Source organism: Flavobacterium agrisoli (assembly GCF_016522065.1).
GTDB classification, from domain to species: domain Bacteria; phylum Bacteroidota; class Bacteroidia; order Flavobacteriales; family Flavobacteriaceae; genus Flavobacterium; species Flavobacterium agrisoli.
Window position 1 is genome coordinate 1 of the sequence record NZ_JAEHFV010000006.1, and the last position, 17,276, is coordinate 17,276.

15 protein-coding genes are annotated in these 17,276 nt (G+C 34.7%); all 15 read left to right on the top strand.

Features of this window, described 5'->3' with window-relative positions:
* The first annotated feature begins 247 nt into the window (after window positions 1–247).
* The 15 genes from neuC (at window position 248) to I5M07_RS12915 (ending at window position 17,211) form a co-directional block, all read left to right on the top strand.
* A complete protein-coding gene (gene neuC / locus I5M07_RS12845) occupies window positions 248–1,375 on the top strand; it encodes a UDP-N-acetylglucosamine 2-epimerase (protein WP_200106852.1) in 1,128 nt (375 codons plus the stop codon).
* Complete coding sequence (locus I5M07_RS12850) at window positions 1,375–2,280, top strand: alpha-1,2-fucosyltransferase (RefSeq protein WP_200106853.1); 906 nt, start codon at window positions 1,375–1,377, stop codon at window positions 2,278–2,280. Before neuC ends, I5M07_RS12850 begins: the two co-directional genes overlap by 1 nt.
* On the top strand, window positions 2,277–3,677 hold the full coding sequence (locus tag I5M07_RS12855) for a hypothetical protein (RefSeq protein WP_200106854.1): 1,401 nt from the start codon (window positions 2,277–2,279) through the stop codon (window positions 3,675–3,677). Before I5M07_RS12850 ends, I5M07_RS12855 begins: the two co-directional genes overlap by 4 nt.
* A complete protein-coding gene (locus I5M07_RS12860; protein WP_233622064.1) occupies window positions 3,659–4,741 on the top strand; it encodes a glycosyltransferase family 4 protein in 1,083 nt (360 codons plus the stop codon). The genes I5M07_RS12855 and I5M07_RS12860 overlap by 19 nt, the downstream gene beginning before the upstream one ends.
* A gap of 88 nt (window positions 4,742–4,829) precedes the next feature.
* Complete coding sequence (locus I5M07_RS12865; RefSeq protein ID WP_200106855.1) at window positions 4,830–6,263, top strand: MBOAT family O-acyltransferase; 1,434 nt, start codon at window positions 4,830–4,832, stop codon at window positions 6,261–6,263.
* 170 nt (window positions 6,264–6,433) lie between these two features.
* Window positions 6,434–6,826: an endonuclease domain-containing protein gene (locus tag I5M07_RS12870; protein ID WP_233622065.1), complete on the top strand. Its 393-nt coding sequence runs from the start codon at window positions 6,434–6,436 to the stop codon at window positions 6,824–6,826.
* A 123-nt stretch (window positions 6,827–6,949) separates the two neighbouring features.
* Window positions 6,950–7,822, top strand: coding sequence for a hypothetical protein (locus tag I5M07_RS12875; protein WP_200106856.1), 873 nt, complete (start codon window positions 6,950–6,952; stop codon window positions 7,820–7,822).
* A 61-nt stretch (window positions 7,823–7,883) separates the two neighbouring features.
* Complete coding sequence (locus tag I5M07_RS12880; protein WP_200106857.1) at window positions 7,884–9,050, top strand: glycosyltransferase family 4 protein; 1,167 nt, start codon at window positions 7,884–7,886, stop codon at window positions 9,048–9,050.
* A 450-nt stretch (window positions 9,051–9,500) separates the two neighbouring features.
* Window positions 9,501–9,863, top strand: coding sequence for a GIY-YIG nuclease family protein (locus I5M07_RS12885; RefSeq protein ID WP_200106858.1), 363 nt, complete (start codon window positions 9,501–9,503; stop codon window positions 9,861–9,863).
* A 280-nt stretch (window positions 9,864–10,143) separates the two neighbouring features.
* Window positions 10,144–11,676: a glycosyltransferase family 2 protein gene (locus I5M07_RS12890; protein WP_200106859.1), complete on the top strand. Its 1,533-nt coding sequence runs from the start codon at window positions 10,144–10,146 to the stop codon at window positions 11,674–11,676.
* A gap of 3 nt (window positions 11,677–11,679) precedes the next feature.
* Window positions 11,680–12,681 carry a glycosyltransferase family 2 protein gene (locus I5M07_RS12895; RefSeq protein ID WP_200106860.1) on the top strand — a complete coding sequence of 334 codons (1,002 nt, stop codon included), beginning with the start codon at window positions 11,680–11,682 and terminating at the stop codon, window positions 12,679–12,681.
* Window positions 12,678–13,658 (top strand): hypothetical protein, encoded by a 981-nt coding sequence (locus tag I5M07_RS12900; RefSeq protein WP_200106861.1) that lies wholly within the window; start codon window positions 12,678–12,680, stop codon window positions 13,656–13,658. The genes I5M07_RS12895 and I5M07_RS12900 overlap by 4 nt, the downstream gene beginning before the upstream one ends.
* Entirely contained in the window at window positions 13,659–14,774 is a 1,116-nt protein-coding gene (locus I5M07_RS12905; RefSeq protein ID WP_200106862.1) for a glycosyltransferase family 4 protein, read from the top strand.
* Window positions 14,775–15,854, top strand: coding sequence for a glycosyltransferase family 4 protein (locus I5M07_RS12910; RefSeq protein WP_200106863.1), 1,080 nt, complete (start codon window positions 14,775–14,777; stop codon window positions 15,852–15,854).
* A gap of 1 nt (window position 15,855) precedes the next feature.
* Window positions 15,856–17,211, top strand: a complete 1,356-nt coding sequence (locus I5M07_RS12915; protein ID WP_200106864.1) for an O-antigen ligase family protein — start codon at window positions 15,856–15,858, stop codon at window positions 17,209–17,211.
* Window positions 17,212–17,276: the final 65 nt, after the last annotated feature.

Consider the following 17,276-nt stretch of genomic DNA (forward strand, 5'->3'; position numbering starts at 1 on the left):
GGCTAGAGTGAAACCTAAAATAACTAAAAATCAAAAGGATACCATTTAATTTCGGCTTAACTTAATGACATTGGGCGAGAGTTAGGGAGGTGTAAAAAAGTTAATATTAAAAGATTTTTCAAAAGGAGTATAAATTTGAAATAAGCACTATCTAGTTCCCTCCTTGAGGAGGGTTAGGGAGGTGTAAATAAAGAACCCTTTCAGAGTTCAAAATTCTGAAAGGGTTGAAAAGGTTTAGAGTCAAAAAATGAAAAAAAAAATCCTTTTCCTAACAGGAACCCGAGCCGATTTTGGTAAAATAAAATCACTGATTCAAATTCTTGATGATCATCAGGATTTTGAAGCCTTCGTATTTGTAACAGGTATGCATTTACAGGCCGAATATGGCAATACTTTAATTGAAATTGAGCGATGTAATTTCAAAAACATTCACACTTTTGAGAATCATACGCATGAAACCACCATGGATTTAACTTTGGCTAAAACTATTGAAGGATTTTCAAATTACGTCAAAACCATTCAGCCGGATATGATTGTAGTTCATGGCGACAGGGTAGAAACTTTGGCGGGTGCTATTGTGGGGTCATTAAATAATATTTTAGTTTCGCACATTGAAGGTGGTGAAATATCAGGAACGGTAGACGAATTAATTCGGCATAGTGTAAGTAAATTAAGCCACATTCATTTTGTATCGAACAAAGAAGCGGAAAAACGACTCATTCAGATGGGAGAAATAAAAGAGTCTGTTTTTACCATTGGGTCTCCAGATATTGATATTATGTTTTCGGATCAATTACCAGATTTGGATGTTGTAAAAGCGTACTATACTATTCCTTTCGATAAATTCGCTATCGTAATGTTTCATCCCGTGACGACCGAGATTCAAAATATGAAGCAATATGCAGAAAATTTTGTGTCAGCTTTACTAAATGATAGCCACAAGTACGTAGTTATTTTTCCAAACAACGATTTAGGAAGTCAGTTTATTTTAGAAAGTTATGAAAGATTAAAAAATAATGATCGTTTTAGGGTTTTTCCATCACTTAGATTTGAATATTTTTTGACGCTTTTAAAAAATAGCCAATTTATAATTGGTAATAGTAGTGCAGGAGTTCGTGAAGCGCCTTATTATGGTATTCCGATTATTAATATTGGAACTCGTCAGCACAATAGAGCGGTTCATGCGGATATTATACATGTAAGTTATGCTGAAAAAGAAATAACGCAGGCACTTTGCAGTATTGATTCTCATGAGATACAAAAAACAACTATTGATTTTGGTCAAGGAAATAGTGCTGTTTTATTTTTGGAATGTCTTCAGAAACCAGCTGTTTGGGAATTGAATCATCAAAAACAATTTAGAGATTCTGATTAATGATTACATTTTTAAATCTAGGAAAAAAAGGAAATCTAGCCAACCAATTATTTCAGATAGCATCAACTATTGGGATTGCAAAAAAAAGGAATTTTAAATATTGTTTTCCAGAATGGCAATATTCGAAATATTTTGAATTTAGTTTTAATACTTGTTCTGATGTAGAAGATTGGATTCACATTAAAGAGAATAAATATAATTATTATGATTGGAATCTTCTAGATGGAAATTATGATTTGTCTGGATGGTTGCAGACAGAAAAATATTTTTATGAGGCTAATATTAAAAATGTATTTAAGTTTAATTCTAATATCGAAAATGATTTAATAAAAAAATATGATTTTTTATTTTCCAAACCAACTATTCTAATTAGCGTAAGGAGAGGTGATTTTGTTAATAATCCTGATTATTTTCAATTATCCTATAAGTTTTATTTGACCGCTTTAATACACCATTTTGGGGATTTAGAAGGCTACAATATTATTTTTGCAAGTGATAATATAGGGTATTGTAAAAATCATTTTTCATTTTTACCAAATGTTTTTTTTCTCGAAAAATTGAATGCAATTGAACAATTATGTCTGGGATCAAAATTTGATAACTATATAATTAGTAATTCAACTTTTTCGTGGTGGTTAGCTTGGTTAGGTGAAAAAAAGGAGTCAAAAATAATTAGACCGATTCAAATATTTGATAATGGTTATTCGAAAAAATATGATGAATCTGATTATTTTCCAAATAGATGGATTTTACATGATGATACTAAATTTAAGTTGTCTAACCAATATTGGAAGTTAAAAATTTATGGTTCTTTATATGAGTTAATTCAAAAAGTAAAATACATCTATAAAAAAGAAAAAAAGGTATTTAAAAATAGAATAAAAAAGTTGATAAATTATACATGAAAAAACTAGGAATAGTTATAACTGATGGTGTAGGGTTTAGAAATTTCATTTTAAGTGATTTCTTGACAGATGCTGAAAAACAATTTGATGAGGTAGTCATTTTGTCGTGTTTGCCAGCATCCGTTTATGAGGGGTTTTTGCAAAAATCAAAAGTAATAGAGTTGGCTGTTTTTCAAGAAAAATTTTCCAATTGGTTTTTTAGAAAGACCAAAGAAGTGGCACATTTGCAATTGCATAAAAAAAACAACTTTGGCATAACCGATAATTTAAAAACGAATCAATCGAAATCAAAAACGCCTAGAGGATATGCTACCCGATTCATTTTTAAGTGGACTTCCTTTTTTAATTCGGAGAATTGGATTCAACGGTATACGAATTTACAGCAACAATCTTTTGCAACGAATACGATTGTAAAAGGATATGAAACCCTTTTTGAAGAAGAAAATTTCGATATATTGTTTTTTACGCATCAACGTCCCCCTTTTATCGCGCCATTAGTGTATTGGGCGGAGCAATTTAAAGTCAAAACGGCATCGTTCATTTTTAGTTGGGATAATCTGGCTTCAAAAGGAAGAATGGCCGCCAATTTTGATTATTATTTGGTTTGGAGCGATTTGATGAAAGCCGAATTATGCCATTTTTACAAAAGAGTATTACCTGAAAAAGTTTCGGTTGTTGGTACTCCTCAATTTGAACCCTATGTTTTGGATCGATATAAAACAACAAAGGATGATTTCGTTCAACATTTTCAGTTGGATGCAACAAAAAAGACAATTTGTTTTAGTTGCGGCGATATTTCGACCAGTAAAAACGACGAATTATATATTACTACGATTGCACAAGCCATTCAGGAAAATAAAATTCCAGTAGTTAACTTTTTAGTAAGAACTTCTCCAGCTGAAGATCCTATCCGATTTGAGAGTTTCATAGAAAAGTTTCCTTTTATAAAATGGAATTACCCCAAATGGATTTTAGCAAGAACAGGCCATCAGGAAGAATGGTCACAACGCATTCCATCAAAGCAAGATGTAACCGATTTGAGAAGTATTTTAGAATTTTCGGATGTTAATATGAATATGTTGTCGACTATGAGTTTAGATTTTATGCAATTTGGAAAACCAGTTGTTAATCCAGTATTTGGTAATCCTGATAATGGGTTGTATAATGATCAACGGTTTTTAGAATATCCGCATATCCAAAAAGTTGTTGATTCTCAAGCCACCCGAATTGTGAAGAATGAACAGGAATTAATTGAATCCATAAATTTATATCTTGATGCTCCAGAAACAGATGCTGAAAACCGAAAAAAATTAGTGCAAATGCAAGTTGGAGGTGAGTTGAAAGGAACATCAAAAAGAATTACCGAAACACTTTTGAAATGGAGTCAAGAAAAATAGCCGTAATCTGTAATTATAAATTACTGCCTCAGCGTATTGGCGGAATGGATTATTTTTTTTGGGAATTTAATCAGAAATGCAATGAAAATGGCATTGGGGTAGATTGGTTTTTTCCTAATTATTCCAATCATGGGAGTTATCCTGAATTGACAATCTACAGTGATGAATCGAAAAGTATTGAAAATAATTTTCTGCATTTTGTAAAAAACAACAATTCAGATTATACGCATGTCATAACTCACTTTGTAGAGTTATGTACACCTTTTTTTGCTGAGGTTAAAAAGTTTTCCCATGCAAAAATGATCGCTGTTGACCACAACCCAAGACCTTTAAACGGATATTCCTTCAAGAAGAAAATAAACAAGAGACTGAAAGGAATTTTGTTTTCAAAATACATTGATCTTTTTGTCGGGGTTTCAAATTATACGATCAACGCAATTCTAAAAGATTTTGGTACCCATTTAAAATCAAAAACAATTACCATTTACAATGGGGTAATCATTGATGCAATTTTAGTTCAAGAAAAAAGAAATATTGCAAAACCTACTTTTTTAGTTGCTTCGCATATAAGAGAATCCAAAGGAATTCAGGATTTGATTGCAGCCGTTAATTTACTCCCTTCACAAATAAAAAGTGAAATTCAAATTGACATTTATGGAGAGGGACCTTATCAAAGGTATTTAACTGAAATGATTCAGCGTTTTCAACTAGAAAGCTGTTTTACTTTTATGGGAAGTTCTTCAGAGTTAAAATCAACCTATTATAAGTATGATTATTTGATTCATCCCTCTTATGAAGAAACTTTTTGTTATACTGTAGTTGAAGCCTTGGCAGCGAATATAAAAGTAATAACAACATATGAAGGTGGAAATGTATTAGGTATTATTGAACATTTAGAGAATGGATTTTTATTTGAAGCAAAAAAAATAAATCAATTATCAGATTTAATTAAACAGGTTTGGGATGCTAATTTAAAAATCGATAAAGAAACGAGACCTTTTATAGAAAATTCTTTTTCATTAAAAAAAATGGTAGAAAAATATTTGGAGTTAGTCAGGGAATAAAAAAAAATTAATTTTGCACTCACAACTCACAACTCACAACTCACAACTCACAACCCACAACCCACAACCCATAACTCATAACTGAAAAATGTTTTTCAACTCCTGGGCCTTTGCGCTCTTTTTACCGATTGTTTTTATATTGTATTGGTTCGTTTTTAATAAAACCAAAACAGCCCAAAACGCATTATTAATTGTCGCCAGCTATTATTTTTATTCCTGCTGGGATTGGCGGTTCTTGTTTTTACTCGTTTTCTCTACTTTTTTAGATTATTATACCGGAATCCGAATTGAAAAATCAACCTCTGAGAAAAGCCGTAAATTCTGGTTTTGGCTGAGTATTTCAGTCAATTTGGGTTTTTTAGGAGTCTTTAAATATTACAATTTTTTTGCCGGTTCGTTTGCCGAAATGATGAGTGCTGTTGGATTTAAAAGCAGTCCATTTTTGCTAAATGTCGTTTTACCAGTCGGAATTTCGTTTTACACCTTTCACGGATTATCGTATGTGATTGATATTTATTACAAAAGAATCAAAGCCGAATATAACTTTGTTGATTATTCACTTTTTGTGAGTTATTTTCCATTGTTAGTTGCCGGTCCTATTGAACGTGCCACACATTTGTTACCCGAATTAAAAGAAAAGCGATCCTTTAATTACGAACAAGCCAAAGCAGGAATCTATCAATTCATTTGGGGACTAATTAAGAAAGTGGTTATTGCCGATGGTTGCGCCACGTATGCCAATGCTATTTTTGATCATCATGAAAGCATGAATTCCCTATCCTTGGTTTTAGGAGCCGTGTATTTCGCTTTTCAAATTTATGGCGATTTTTCAGGTTATTCAGACATGGCGCTGGGAATGTCAAAACTATTCGGATTAGAGCTGCTTAGAAACTTTAATTACCCCTATTTTTCCAGAGATATAGCCGAGTTTTGGCGTCGTTGGCACATTTCGCTTTCTTCGTGGTTTCGGGATTATTTGTACATTCCACTCGGCGGAAGTCGTGGCGGAACCTGGTTGAAAGTCCGTAACACCTTTATTATCTTTTTAGTCAGTGGTTTTTGGCATGGAGCAAACTGGACCTATGTGCTTTGGGGAGGTATCAATGCCGTATATTTCCTGCCTTTACTGTTCAGCAGTTCCAATCGAAATCATATGGATACGGCTAAATTGGGTTGGCGTTGGGAATCAATACGGGTTTTCGGAAGTATGCTGCTTACTTTTGCTTTGAGTTGTTTGGCATGGATTTTCTTTAGAGCACCCAGTATTTCGGATGCTTTCGGATATATCGAAAGAATGATAGTAAATCAGAAATGGGCCTCACAATACCTAGAAAACGAACGATACAATTACGAATTTGTAGCATTAGTAGGATTATTTGTTTTGGTAGAATGGTACAATAGAACCAAACAAGAACCCTTCTCAGGACGTTATAGTTGGCTAAAAATTAGTTTAGGAATAATCACTCTGTTGGCATTGGGGACCTACTCAGATTATAAGGAGTTTATTTATTTTCAGTTTTGATTATGACTGATTTTCGGTTTTCCCCTAACCCTAAAGGGAGCCGAAAATCAAACGAATTAGAAGATGTCTTAAAGTTTTTTTCCACCCTTTAGGGCTGGGGTAAGGAAAAAACTTTAAGGTCGGGGTAAGAAAAAGAAAACAACTGAATTGATTTATTTTATTGATATGTTATGAAAAAGAATCCGTTGAAACCAGATGATATGTGGAAAGGTGCATCTCCAACGATTTTTTCAAATGCGAAAAAATTAAGAGAGAGCTCTACTGAGGCTGAGGAAAAATTATGGTTAGCATTAAAAGATAATGGGATAGATGGATATAAATTTAGAAGACAACATCCTCTAAGTATATATGTTGTAGATTTTTATTGCCATGCGTTAAAGTTCGTAATTGAGATAGACGGAGGTTATCATTTAGACCAAGAACAGCAACTTTTAGATGAAAAAAGAACAAGTGATATTGAATTTCAAGGACTAAAAGTAATTCGATTTACAAATGAAGAAGTGCTGATGAAATTGCCAGAGGTTATAGATAGAATTAAAGAGTTTATTCCAAAACCACAATAGATTGATTTTCGTTTTCCCCCAACCCTAAAGGGAGCCGAAAATCAAGCGAATGTTCCTTTTTTCTTTTTCCACCCTTTAGGGTCGGGGTAAGAAAAAGAAAAGAATATTTAAAGCTAAATAACATTGAAAAAATTCACCACAAAAATAATAACACTACTAGGTTTAGCTGTTTTTTTAGCAGTACTACTAGACCTCGCTTACACCACTATTTTCGTCTACGGCTTTAACCGAACCAAAGTAGATGCAGTGTTTCATGGAAAAAAGGAACAGTATGATGTGGTGATGTTAGGTTCCTCTCGAGCCAATAATCATTTCGTACCGTCATTGTTTGAAGAAAAAGGACTTAAAACTTTCAACTACGGAATGAGTGGCGGGCATTTGTTTGAAGCTGATTTGATGCTCAAATTGATGCTTGAACGAAAGTATCAAATAAAAACCGTTTTGTTAGAAGCCGATTTGAATTTATCAAACGACCAAAGAGCGGAAGGAATTGCTTCCAAGTTTTTGCCCTATTTGCATAGTTCAAAAGTCATTCAACAACAGTTTCAAAACGAAGCCGATTACAACTATTTGTATTATATTCCCTTTTATCGGTACATTGAATACGATGCGCAAATTGGATTTCGGGAGGTTTATAAAAAAATAAAAGAGGAAAAAACCAATCAATTCAATAATCAAGGCTATTATCCCTTAGGAGTTAAACCCAACGCGAGTATGAAAAATAATATTTCAAAATTAAAGCCGCTACAAAACCATTATTATGAATCGATTAAAAGGCTTTGTAACCAACATAATATTCGATTAATTACGGTAATGACGCCCATGTGTGCCAATACTATTGGGATGGAGTATTTTGAAAAAGTACAAAAATTATACCCGGAGATTTACAATTACGAAAATGCCGTTACAGATGATAACTATTTTTCCTCTTGCGGACATTTAAATGATGCCGGAGCCAAACTATTTACCGCTAGAATTCTAAAAGATTTTTTTTAAAGTACAGAATTTTGATTGTGGGTATTTAATTCACAATTCACAATTCACAATTCACCATTTTATGAAAATAGCTTTTCTAACCCCCGAATACCCGCATCCTGAAACTGGCAATTCAGGTGGTATTGGTACGAGTATAAAAAATTTGGCGAAAGGACTTTTGCAGGAAGATTGCCAAGTTCGTGTGTTGGTTTATGGTCAAAAAGAGGACGCTTTTTTCGAAGATGAAGGAATTGTTATACAGCAAATTCGCAATGTGAAATTCAAAGGATTATCTTGGTTTTTGACTCGGAAAAAAATAACAAAAATTATCAATCAACTTCATAAAGAAAATAAAATTGAGGTAGTAGAAGCGCCAGATTGGACGGGAATTACCTCTTTCATTCAGCCTAAAAAATGCCCTATAGTGATCCGATTGAATGGTTCGGATACTTATTTTTGTCATTTAGACCATCGTCCCGTGAAATGGATCAATAAATTTCATGAAAAAAGAGCTTTACAAAAGGCTGATGCTTTACTTTCGGTAAGCCAATTTACGGCCGATGAAACGAATCGGGTTTTTGGTTTGCAAAAAGAATTTACCATTATTCCGAATGCGATTGATAGCGATGTTTTTCAAAAGGATGAAACAGTAACAGAAGTAATGCAAACCATTTTGTATTTTGGAAGCATAATTCGAAAAAAAGGACTGTTGGAATTGCCTTTTATTTTTAATAAGGTTATCGAAAACAACTCGAAAGCGAAACTCGTTTTGATAGGTAAAGATGTACCAGATATCATTTCGGGTTCAAGTTCTACATGGGAAATGATGAAAGGGTTGTTTTCAGAGAAAGCTTTAGCTAATGTGTGTTATTTAGGAAGCGTGCCTTATCATGAGATTCAGAACTATATTGCAGAGTCGGCAGTTTGTGTGTTTCCCTCTTTTGCAGAAGCTTTACCCGTTTCTTGGATAGAAGCAATGGCCATGCAAAAAGCCATTGTCGCATCGAATATTGGTTGGGCCACAGATGTAATGGAGGACGGCGTAAATGGTTTTTTGGTAAACCCCAAAAATCATGAAGCATATGCCAACCAGATAAATAAACTACTTTTTAATGAAGAACAACGTCAACAATTTGGAATAGCAGCAAGAGAAAAAGTACATCAAAAATTTAATATCTCGGTGGTTGCAGAACAGAGTTTAGCTTTTTATAAAAAAGTGATTTCGACAAGTTCAGATTCTGATACTTGAGTTTTCTCTCCTCCAGAGGCTGAACTTCGGACCCTGAGCCTGTCGAAGGGGCGAAGCCGTAGGGTAAGAGTTATAGAGCCTGTTGAAGCCGCAAGAATTAGAACTGATACAGCAGTGACTTCGACTCCGCTCAGTCACCACGTCGATAGGGGTAAAGGTTTCATAACCGGAGGCTGAGCTTCGGACCCTGAGCCTGTCGAAGGGTCGAAGCCTCAGGTAAGAGTTATAGAGCCTGTTGAAGCCGTAGGAATTAGAACTGATACAGCAGTAACTTCGACTCCGCTTAGTCATTGCTTCGATAGGAGTAAAGGTTTCACAACCAGAGGCTGAACTTCGGACCCTGAGCCTGTCGAAGGGTCGAAGCCGCAGGGTAAGCGCTATTGAGTATCGAAGAGTATAGCATTTTTTTAAATTATAAAAGGACTAGCTAATCCTTTAAATAATAGTAATATGAAAGGTTATTTGTATATTTTAGAATGTTCTAATGGAACGTACTACACAGGAAGTACTAACGATTTAGAAATTCGTATTCAGCAACATCAGGCAGGAGAAGGAGCAAATCATACGAAGAAATATTTACCAGTTAAGTTGGTTTATTATGAAGAATATCAAAGAATAGATGAAGCGTTTTACAGAGAGAAACAAGTGCAAGGATGGAGCAGAAAAAAGAAAGAAGCTTTGATTGAAAATAGACCTATAGATTTACCATTGTTATCAAGGAATTATACTCAATATGTGGCTTCGACAAGCTCCACGACAGGCTTCCAACCGGAAGGTTCGGACCCTGAGCCTGTCGAAGGGTCGAAGCTGTAGGGAAAGAAAAATACTGTAACTTCGACTCCGGTTAGTGACCAAGATTGATACCGGAGGCTGAGCCTGTCGAAGCCCCGTAAGTCCGAATTCAGACAAAATCACACTATCTTAGCAGATAATATTATCACTATTTTTGTCAGTCTGAGCCTGTCGAAGCCGTGTAAACCCATAGGCACAATTGCTTTTTTTAGGTAAATAAAAAGCAACCAAGCGATATGTTTTTCAAATGTAAGTTAGGAGGCCGGTAATAAGGTTACAAGAAAAAAAAAGTTTTTAGATAATGAAATTAAAAGAGTTTACAACCCATTCTGGTGAAACCATTTTATATAACGGAAATCCTGATTTACAGCAATTAGAATTTTTATCAAAAGGATCTGGAGATATTTGGCACAGTTCGTTAGACCAAGGTTATCGAAATCTCTTCCCAGAAATAGTCTATCAAACGGCAACTTTTTGGTATATAAATGATTATGAAAATTTAAGCCTTTGTGTAAGTTGGCGTATCAATTCAAGTCAATTTGCTATTCGTAAATCTGTTTGGGAATCGTTAAATGGATTTGATGTTGATTTTGAAACAGGCACTATGCAAGGGTTGGATTTGGGTTATCGTGCCTTAAAATCGGGTGGAATTCCGTTACATGTAAAAGGGTTGTTTCTTGCTGATACGGAATTTATAACACCTATTTCAGTTCAAGATCGTTATGTTTTTTATAGAAAAAAGTATAAAATAGATCATGCTTTACTCATGCTTTTTCGAAAAGGAATTTTTAACTGGAAGGAATGGAACGCATTGATTTTTGTGGCAAAGCATTTTAAAATAGAAAAGAATACCCCTTATTTAGCACCCAGAAAATTAAATTCAGTTGAGGGGAACCCTACGATAAGTTACATTATTCCAACAATGTTACGTCAAGATTTTACAATGAATTTATTGAAAGATTTGTCAAAGCAGGAATATTTGCCAACAGAAGTTATTATTGTTGATGCTACGCCGGTTGAGAAAAGAAATTTAGAGATTTATAATTTTGAGTCATTACCATTTGAAGTGAAACTGGTTTGGCAAATTACGAAAGGGAGTTGTAGAGCTAGAAATGAGGCTATTGCATTATGTACAGGAGATTATATCGTTTTTGGAGACGATGATATACGAATACCTCAAAATTTTATCGCAAATCATATTCGTTTTTTGCAAACCTATAAAGTGGATGCTTGTAATGGATTAGATATTAGAGCTGATCATGAAAATCAGAATTTAGATGATTTACATGAAAAAATTAGAAAATTATCGAAAGCATCATTTAAAGCAGGTTGTGCCTTGATGTTTAGTAATGCTAATTCATGTGTGAGTAGCGAATTCGTTCATAAATTAGTGGGTAATGATGTTAATTTTGATGGCGGTTATGGTGAAGATAGTGATTTTGGTATGTCATTATCTAAAGCGGGGGCTATAGTTTTATCGAATCCTTTTTCAGTTAATTTACATTTAAAACCACCCGCTGGAGGTTATCGTTTTTGGGGGAACGAATCAAAAATTTTAGGAAAGAAACGAAAAAAACAACCGTGGGAATTAGATACACCTGTAAAATGGATTCGTCCTGTTCCGAGTCCCACTATTGTGTATGGCATCCAAAAACAATTTACGACACAACAATTGAAAGAATACCGCTATAAATATTTTTTCTTGTTTTTATTTAAAGGTAAAAAGAGGACTTTTGTATTTCGTCTTTTGAAGTTACCGTTAAAAATCATGCAATTTAAGAAGTCACTTTTTTACGCCAGTGAATTGAATAAATTAGGCACACGATATACATAACTCATGAAATTCTCCCTTATCATTTGTACCTACCATCGTCCAGAACCTTTACTGAAGTTATTACTTTCAGTCAAGGAACAATCGGTATATCCCGATGAGATTTTAATTGTGGATGGTTCCAAAAACCGTCAAACGGAAAAGATAATACAAGAAAATCATTTCCCCAATTTACGCTATTTTTTGGTTGCTGAAAAAGATAGAGGACTTACCAAACAACGCAATTACGGAATTTCTAAAGTAATGGACTTAAGTGAAGTGGTTTGTTTTTTGGATGATGATACCATTTTGGAACCTGATTATTTTGAAAAAGTAGTAGAAACTTATACGTCTTTTCCAGAAGCTTTAGGGGTTGGAGGTTATATTGCTAATGAAGTGAAATGGAAAAAAGTTGCTGTTCATTACATTCCCCAAACTAATGAATTTTATTTTGATGGATGGAAACGACAACAAAGTAGTCGTTTTGTTCTCAGAAAGAAATTAGGTTTAGATAGCAATTGCCCTCCGGGATATTCAACGTTATATTCACATGGTAGGAGTGTAGGTTTTTTACCCCCAAGTGGGAAAGTTTATGAAGTTGAAATGGTAATGGGAGGCGTTTCGTCTTTCAGAAAAAAAGTATTTGAGAGATTACAGTTTTCTACTTATTTTGAAGGCTATGGTTTGTATGAAGATGCTGATTTTTCATTAAGAGTTGCTAAAATTGGGAAACTATATCTAAATACGGCTGCAAAAGTAGCCCATTATCATGAACCCTCAGGGCGTCCGAATCAGTATAAGTATGGCAAAATGGTGGTACGTAATGGTTGGTACGTTTGGAAAGTGAAAAATCCAAATCCAAATTTTAAAGATATGTTTAAGTGGCATTTAATTACATTCTTGCTTACTTTAATACGTTTTACTAATATATTAACAACTAAGAAAAGAGCAGAGGCTTTTACAGAAACTATAGGAAGAACAGTTGGCTGGTGGAGTTTAATTTTTAATAAACCTAAAATGACGAGATGAAAACAAAGGTTTATATTTACGGACTTTGTAATGTTTTTTATGATGCCTTCTATATTCAAGGATTAAAGGGAATTTATGGAAATTTAGAATTTAATATTTCAAAATTTACAAGTTTTAATTATGGAACATTTGCTTGTATAATTGAAAATGGAAATGAAACTAAAAAAATAATTATCGATTCGAAAGATTCGAATAAAATTGATGAAAAGGAATTAAAATGGTGTGATATTTATGGCAAAATTAATAACAATGAAAATAATTTATTACAAGAAAATAGTTTTAAAATAATTTCCATTGGACCTAGTTTTGGAATTAAAATTTGGAATTTGTTTGAAACCTTTTATCATTTAAGTACAAATTTCATTAGATTCAGCAATTCTATTGTTAATAAGAGAGAATTTATTGCAAATTATTGGAGACAATATAAGAGATTGAGATTGAATGAGTATACTTTTACAAATTCTTCTCAATATGCAGTTTTTTTTATTAATAGCATTTGGAAAAATGAAGGAAAGACAAACAATAATAGAGCGTCATTTATTAAAGTTTGCAGGGAGTTTTTGGATCTTGATTTTGAAGGCGGTTTTGCTGCAAGAAGTAATGGAGACAATTTAGGTTTTGAGGACTTTGTTTATTCCAAAAAAATTTCTTTGAAAAAATACATTAAGAAAATTAAACAATCTGCATTTGTATTCAATACACCCGCAGTTCTTGATTGCCATGGTTGGAAATTAGGTGAGTTTTTAGCGATGGGTAAGGCGATTATTTCAACTCCACTTTATAATCAAATGCCTGCTGTACTAATTAATAGAAAGCATTTACTAATTGTTGAGAACGAAAAGGAAATAAAAAATAGTATCATTTTATTATTAAATGATTTAGATTTTAAGAAAAAAATGGAGATTGCAAATCGGTTATATTTTGATGAGTTTTTAGCTCCAAAAAAAGTTTTGAGTCGATTAATTGAAAGAGTATAAATGAAATTCCTCATCATCACTCACGTCCATCACAAAGAAAAAGAGAATCACTATTTTGGTTACGCGCCCTATGTGCGTGAAATGAATATTTGGCTGAAATTTGTAGATGAGGTTGTAGTTGTTGGGCCTTTGAGCGGTAGTGACATAACGCCAATTGATATAGCGTATAAGCACGATAAAATTGATTTTAGAGCAGTTCCCGATTTTAGTTTTACAAATTTTAGGAATACGGTGAGCGCATTAGGTAAGATGCCGATTCTTTTCTGGGAGATTTTTTGGGCAATGATAAAGGCCGATCACATTCATTTGCGTTGTCCTGGAAATGTTGGTTTAATAGGGTGTGTGCTTCAGATTTTGTTTCCCAATAAATCAAAAACCGCTAAATACGCCGGAAATTGGGACCCAAAAAGTAAACAGCCTTGGACGTATCGTTTTCAAAAATGTATTTTGAGCAATACCTTTTTAACGCGTAACATGCAGGTTTTGGTATATGGTGAATGGCCCAACCAAACCCAGAATATAGTACCTTTTTTTACGGCTTCGTATTCCGAAAATGAAATACTACCTTTACAAGATTTAAAAGTTACTGATGCTATGATACGGTTTGTTTTTGCCGGCACTTTAGTGGAAGGTAAAAACCCACATTATGCGATACAAGTGGTAGAAGCATTTTCTAAAAAAGGATATACAGTGCAATTGGATGTGTTTGGTGACGGAAAATTACGAACCGAATTAGAAAGGTACGTGCAGAAACGGCAATTGCAGCATTTCATTTTTTTACATGGTAATCAATTCGCTGAAATAGTGAAAAAAGCCTATCAAAACAGCCATTTCGTCATTTTACCATCTAAAAGTGAGGGCTGGCCCAAAGTACTAGCCGAAGGGATGTTTTGGGGCTGTGTGCCTTTGGCTACTTCGGTATCCTGTGTGCCCTATATGCTGGGAGAAGGTGGAAGAGGGGTTTTGTTACAAAGCGATATAACAACTGATGTACAAGGGATACAAACGCTTTTGGATAATCCGACACTTTATAATCAAAAAAGGCAAAAAGCGGTGATATGGTCACGACAGTTTACTTTGGAGCTGTTTGAAGCCGCCATTCAAAAATTAGTATAAATGCGTATCATCCAACTCATCGATTCTTTAGAAGCCGGCGGTGCCGAACGAATGGCACTACAATACGCTACTGTTTTGGCGGAGAAGGTTGCCTTTTCGGGTTTAGTGGCGACTCGCCAAGAAGGCGAATTGAAAAATGAAATTCCGGACAATGTTGCCTATCTTTTTTTAAACAAACGAAAAACCCTCGACTGGCGGGCGGTGGCTAGACTTCGAAAGTATGTGCTGAAAAATGATATTGCTTTTATACACGCACACAGTTCTTCTTATTTTTTGGCTGTTTTAGTAAAATTGACTTTGCCAAAACTTAAAATTATTTGGCACGATCATTATGGGAATAGCGCCTTTTTAGCCAATCGACCCTCTCGTATTTTACGCTTTTGCGCTCCTTTTTTTTGGGGAATTATTGCCGTCAACCAGGGTTTAAAAGACTGGTCTCAAAAAAAACTACATTTTAAAAACACCGTTTTTCTACCTAATTTTCCGCTACTAAAAACGAAAGAGAATACCGTAAAAACGATTTTAAAAGGAGAATCAGGTAAGCGAATTGTATGTTTGGCTAATCTAAGACCTCAAAAAAATCATCTATTATTGTTAAAAATTGCACAACAATTACAAGATTCTGACCCTGCGTGGACTTTTCATTTGGTGGGTAAAGACTTTCAGGATGACTATTCCAAAACAATAAAACAGGAAATACAGCAACGCGACTTACAGCAACAGGTTTTTTTATATGATTCTTGTTCGGATGTTTCGGCAGTTTTAAAACAAGCTCAGATTGGTGTCTTGACGTCTTCTTCCGAAGGATTGCCAGTGGCTTTGTTAGAATATGCTAGTGTAGGGTTGCCGGTAGTTGTGACCCTAGTAGGACAAGTTCCCGAAATAGTAAAACAAAATGGAAATGGTTTTGTAGTGGCATCCGGTGATGACGCCGCTTTTGTTCAAAGTCTCCAAAAATTAATACACGATGTTCGTCTTCGCGAAAAATTTTCTGCAAATTTGCAACAACGGGTACAGGAACAGTATTCGGCTCAAACCGTTATAAAAAAATACCTTCATTGGGTTGAATCACTTTCGTAAGATGCAAAAATCAGATCGCAACTATATTTTACTTTGTTTACTCCATGTGGGTATTGCCATGGCGGTGTATGTTGTGCCGCTTTTATCCAAGCTGTATGCGTTACTCATTGCGGTTTTCGGTTTTTATTATATAATGCGCCATCAAAACAAAAAGAATGAGGTGTTGTATGTTTCGGCTTATTTGGTTGGGGCAGAGGTTTTTTTGCGTATGACGGGTGGAAATTTTAACAACGAATACGTTAAAACGTTGGTGGCCTGTTTTATGGTACTGGGTTTTGTGCTGAGCGGTTTTTCCAGAAAAGGCTTCGTGTATTGGGTGTTTTTACTTTTACTGCTTCCCGGTATTTTGGTGACGATGACCCATGATAATCTAAATCTCGAAATCCGGAAAGCCATTGTGTTTAATATTTCGGGACCTGTTTGTTTGGGGCTTTGTGCTATTTATTGTTACCATCGCAGGCTATTGTATACCCAACTGCAAAATATTCTGGTTTTGATGGGTTTACCTGTTGTAACGACTTTGACTTATTTGGTGTTGTACAACCCTAGCGTGCAAGATGTGATTACGGGGACGCAGTCAAATTTTGAAACATCGGGAGGTTTTGGTCCCAACCAAGTTTCGACTATCTTAGGATTGGGTCTGTTTGTTTTTTTCTGCCAATTGGTGTTGCTTTCCAAATCGAAAATAATGGTAGCGGTTAACGGCTTTTTGTTTGTTTTTTCGGGTTATCGTGCTCTTGTTACCTTTTCACGGGGTGGCGTTATTACGGGTTTTGCTATGATCGTTTTGGTGTTGTTATCGCTTTATTTGCTAAGTAATTATTCGGGAAAGCAAAAATTGAAATGGATTGTGGCGTTAACAACTTTTATGGTGGGGGCAGTTTGGGTATTCAGTACTTTACAAACCCACGGCTTACTTGAAAAAAGATATGCCAATCAAGATGCGGCGGGTAGAACCAAAGAAGATCGTTTGGGAGGGCGTGAACAAGTTATGAGTAACGAATTCAAACTCTTTTCCGAAAATCCCATCTTGGGAGTAGGGGTAGGAATTGGTAAATCGTACCGAGCCCAAATGACGGGGCAGGAAGTGGCTTCTCATAACGAGATAACCCGTTTGCTTTCCGAACAAGGAATGTTCGGTTTGTGTGCCTTACTCCTGTTGCTCTTAGTTCCTTTTTCGTTTTATATGGGGCATAATCAAAATCCCTATTTTTTGTCTTTTTTTATTTTTTGGTTGTTAACCATTAACCATGCTGCTATGCGTACGGCAGCACCTGCTTTTGTATATGGACTTTGTTTGCTCAAGGTGATTTGGTTACCTCCAAACGATGCACAAAAGGAAACCCGTAAATCCTAGTTTTAGGTGAGTGTGTTGCCGCAATAAATTTCTATATTTGCCTACCAAAAACAATTTCTTTTCCC

What these genes read in the sequence shown, in the direction of transcription:
- I5M07_RS12895 (WP_200106860.1), top strand. Translation starts at nt 11,680, where the DNA reads ATGAAATTCTCCCTTATCATTTGTACCTACCATCGTCCAGAACCTTTA.
- neuC (WP_200106852.1), top strand. Translation starts at nt 248, where the DNA reads ATGAAAAAAAAAATCCTTTTCCTAACAGGAACCCGAGCCGATTTTGGT.
- I5M07_RS12860 (WP_233622064.1), top strand. Translation starts at nt 3,659, where the DNA reads ATGGAGTCAAGAAAAATAGCCGTAATCTGTAATTATAAATTACTGCCT.
- I5M07_RS12855 (WP_200106854.1), top strand. Translation starts at nt 2,277, where the DNA reads ATGAAAAAACTAGGAATAGTTATAACTGATGGTGTAGGGTTTAGAAAT.
- I5M07_RS12865 (WP_200106855.1), top strand. Translation starts at nt 4,830, where the DNA reads ATGTTTTTCAACTCCTGGGCCTTTGCGCTCTTTTTACCGATTGTTTTT.
- I5M07_RS12885 (WP_200106858.1), top strand. Translation starts at nt 9,501, where the DNA reads ATGAAAGGTTATTTGTATATTTTAGAATGTTCTAATGGAACGTACTAC.
- I5M07_RS12900 (WP_200106861.1), top strand. Translation starts at nt 12,678, where the DNA reads ATGAAAACAAAGGTTTATATTTACGGACTTTGTAATGTTTTTTATGAT.
- I5M07_RS12905 (WP_200106862.1), top strand. Translation starts at nt 13,659, where the DNA reads ATGAAATTCCTCATCATCACTCACGTCCATCACAAAGAAAAAGAGAAT.
- I5M07_RS12910 (WP_200106863.1), top strand. Translation starts at nt 14,775, where the DNA reads ATGCGTATCATCCAACTCATCGATTCTTTAGAAGCCGGCGGTGCCGAA.
- I5M07_RS12915 (WP_200106864.1), top strand. Translation starts at nt 15,856, where the DNA reads ATGCAAAAATCAGATCGCAACTATATTTTACTTTGTTTACTCCATGTG.
- I5M07_RS12890 (WP_200106859.1), top strand. Translation starts at nt 10,144, where the DNA reads ATGAAATTAAAAGAGTTTACAACCCATTCTGGTGAAACCATTTTATAT.
- I5M07_RS12870 (WP_233622065.1), top strand. Translation starts at nt 6,434, where the DNA reads ATGAAAAAGAATCCGTTGAAACCAGATGATATGTGGAAAGGTGCATCT.
- I5M07_RS12880 (WP_200106857.1), top strand. Translation starts at nt 7,884, where the DNA reads ATGAAAATAGCTTTTCTAACCCCCGAATACCCGCATCCTGAAACTGGC.
- I5M07_RS12850 (WP_200106853.1), top strand. Translation starts at nt 1,375, where the DNA reads ATGATTACATTTTTAAATCTAGGAAAAAAAGGAAATCTAGCCAACCAA.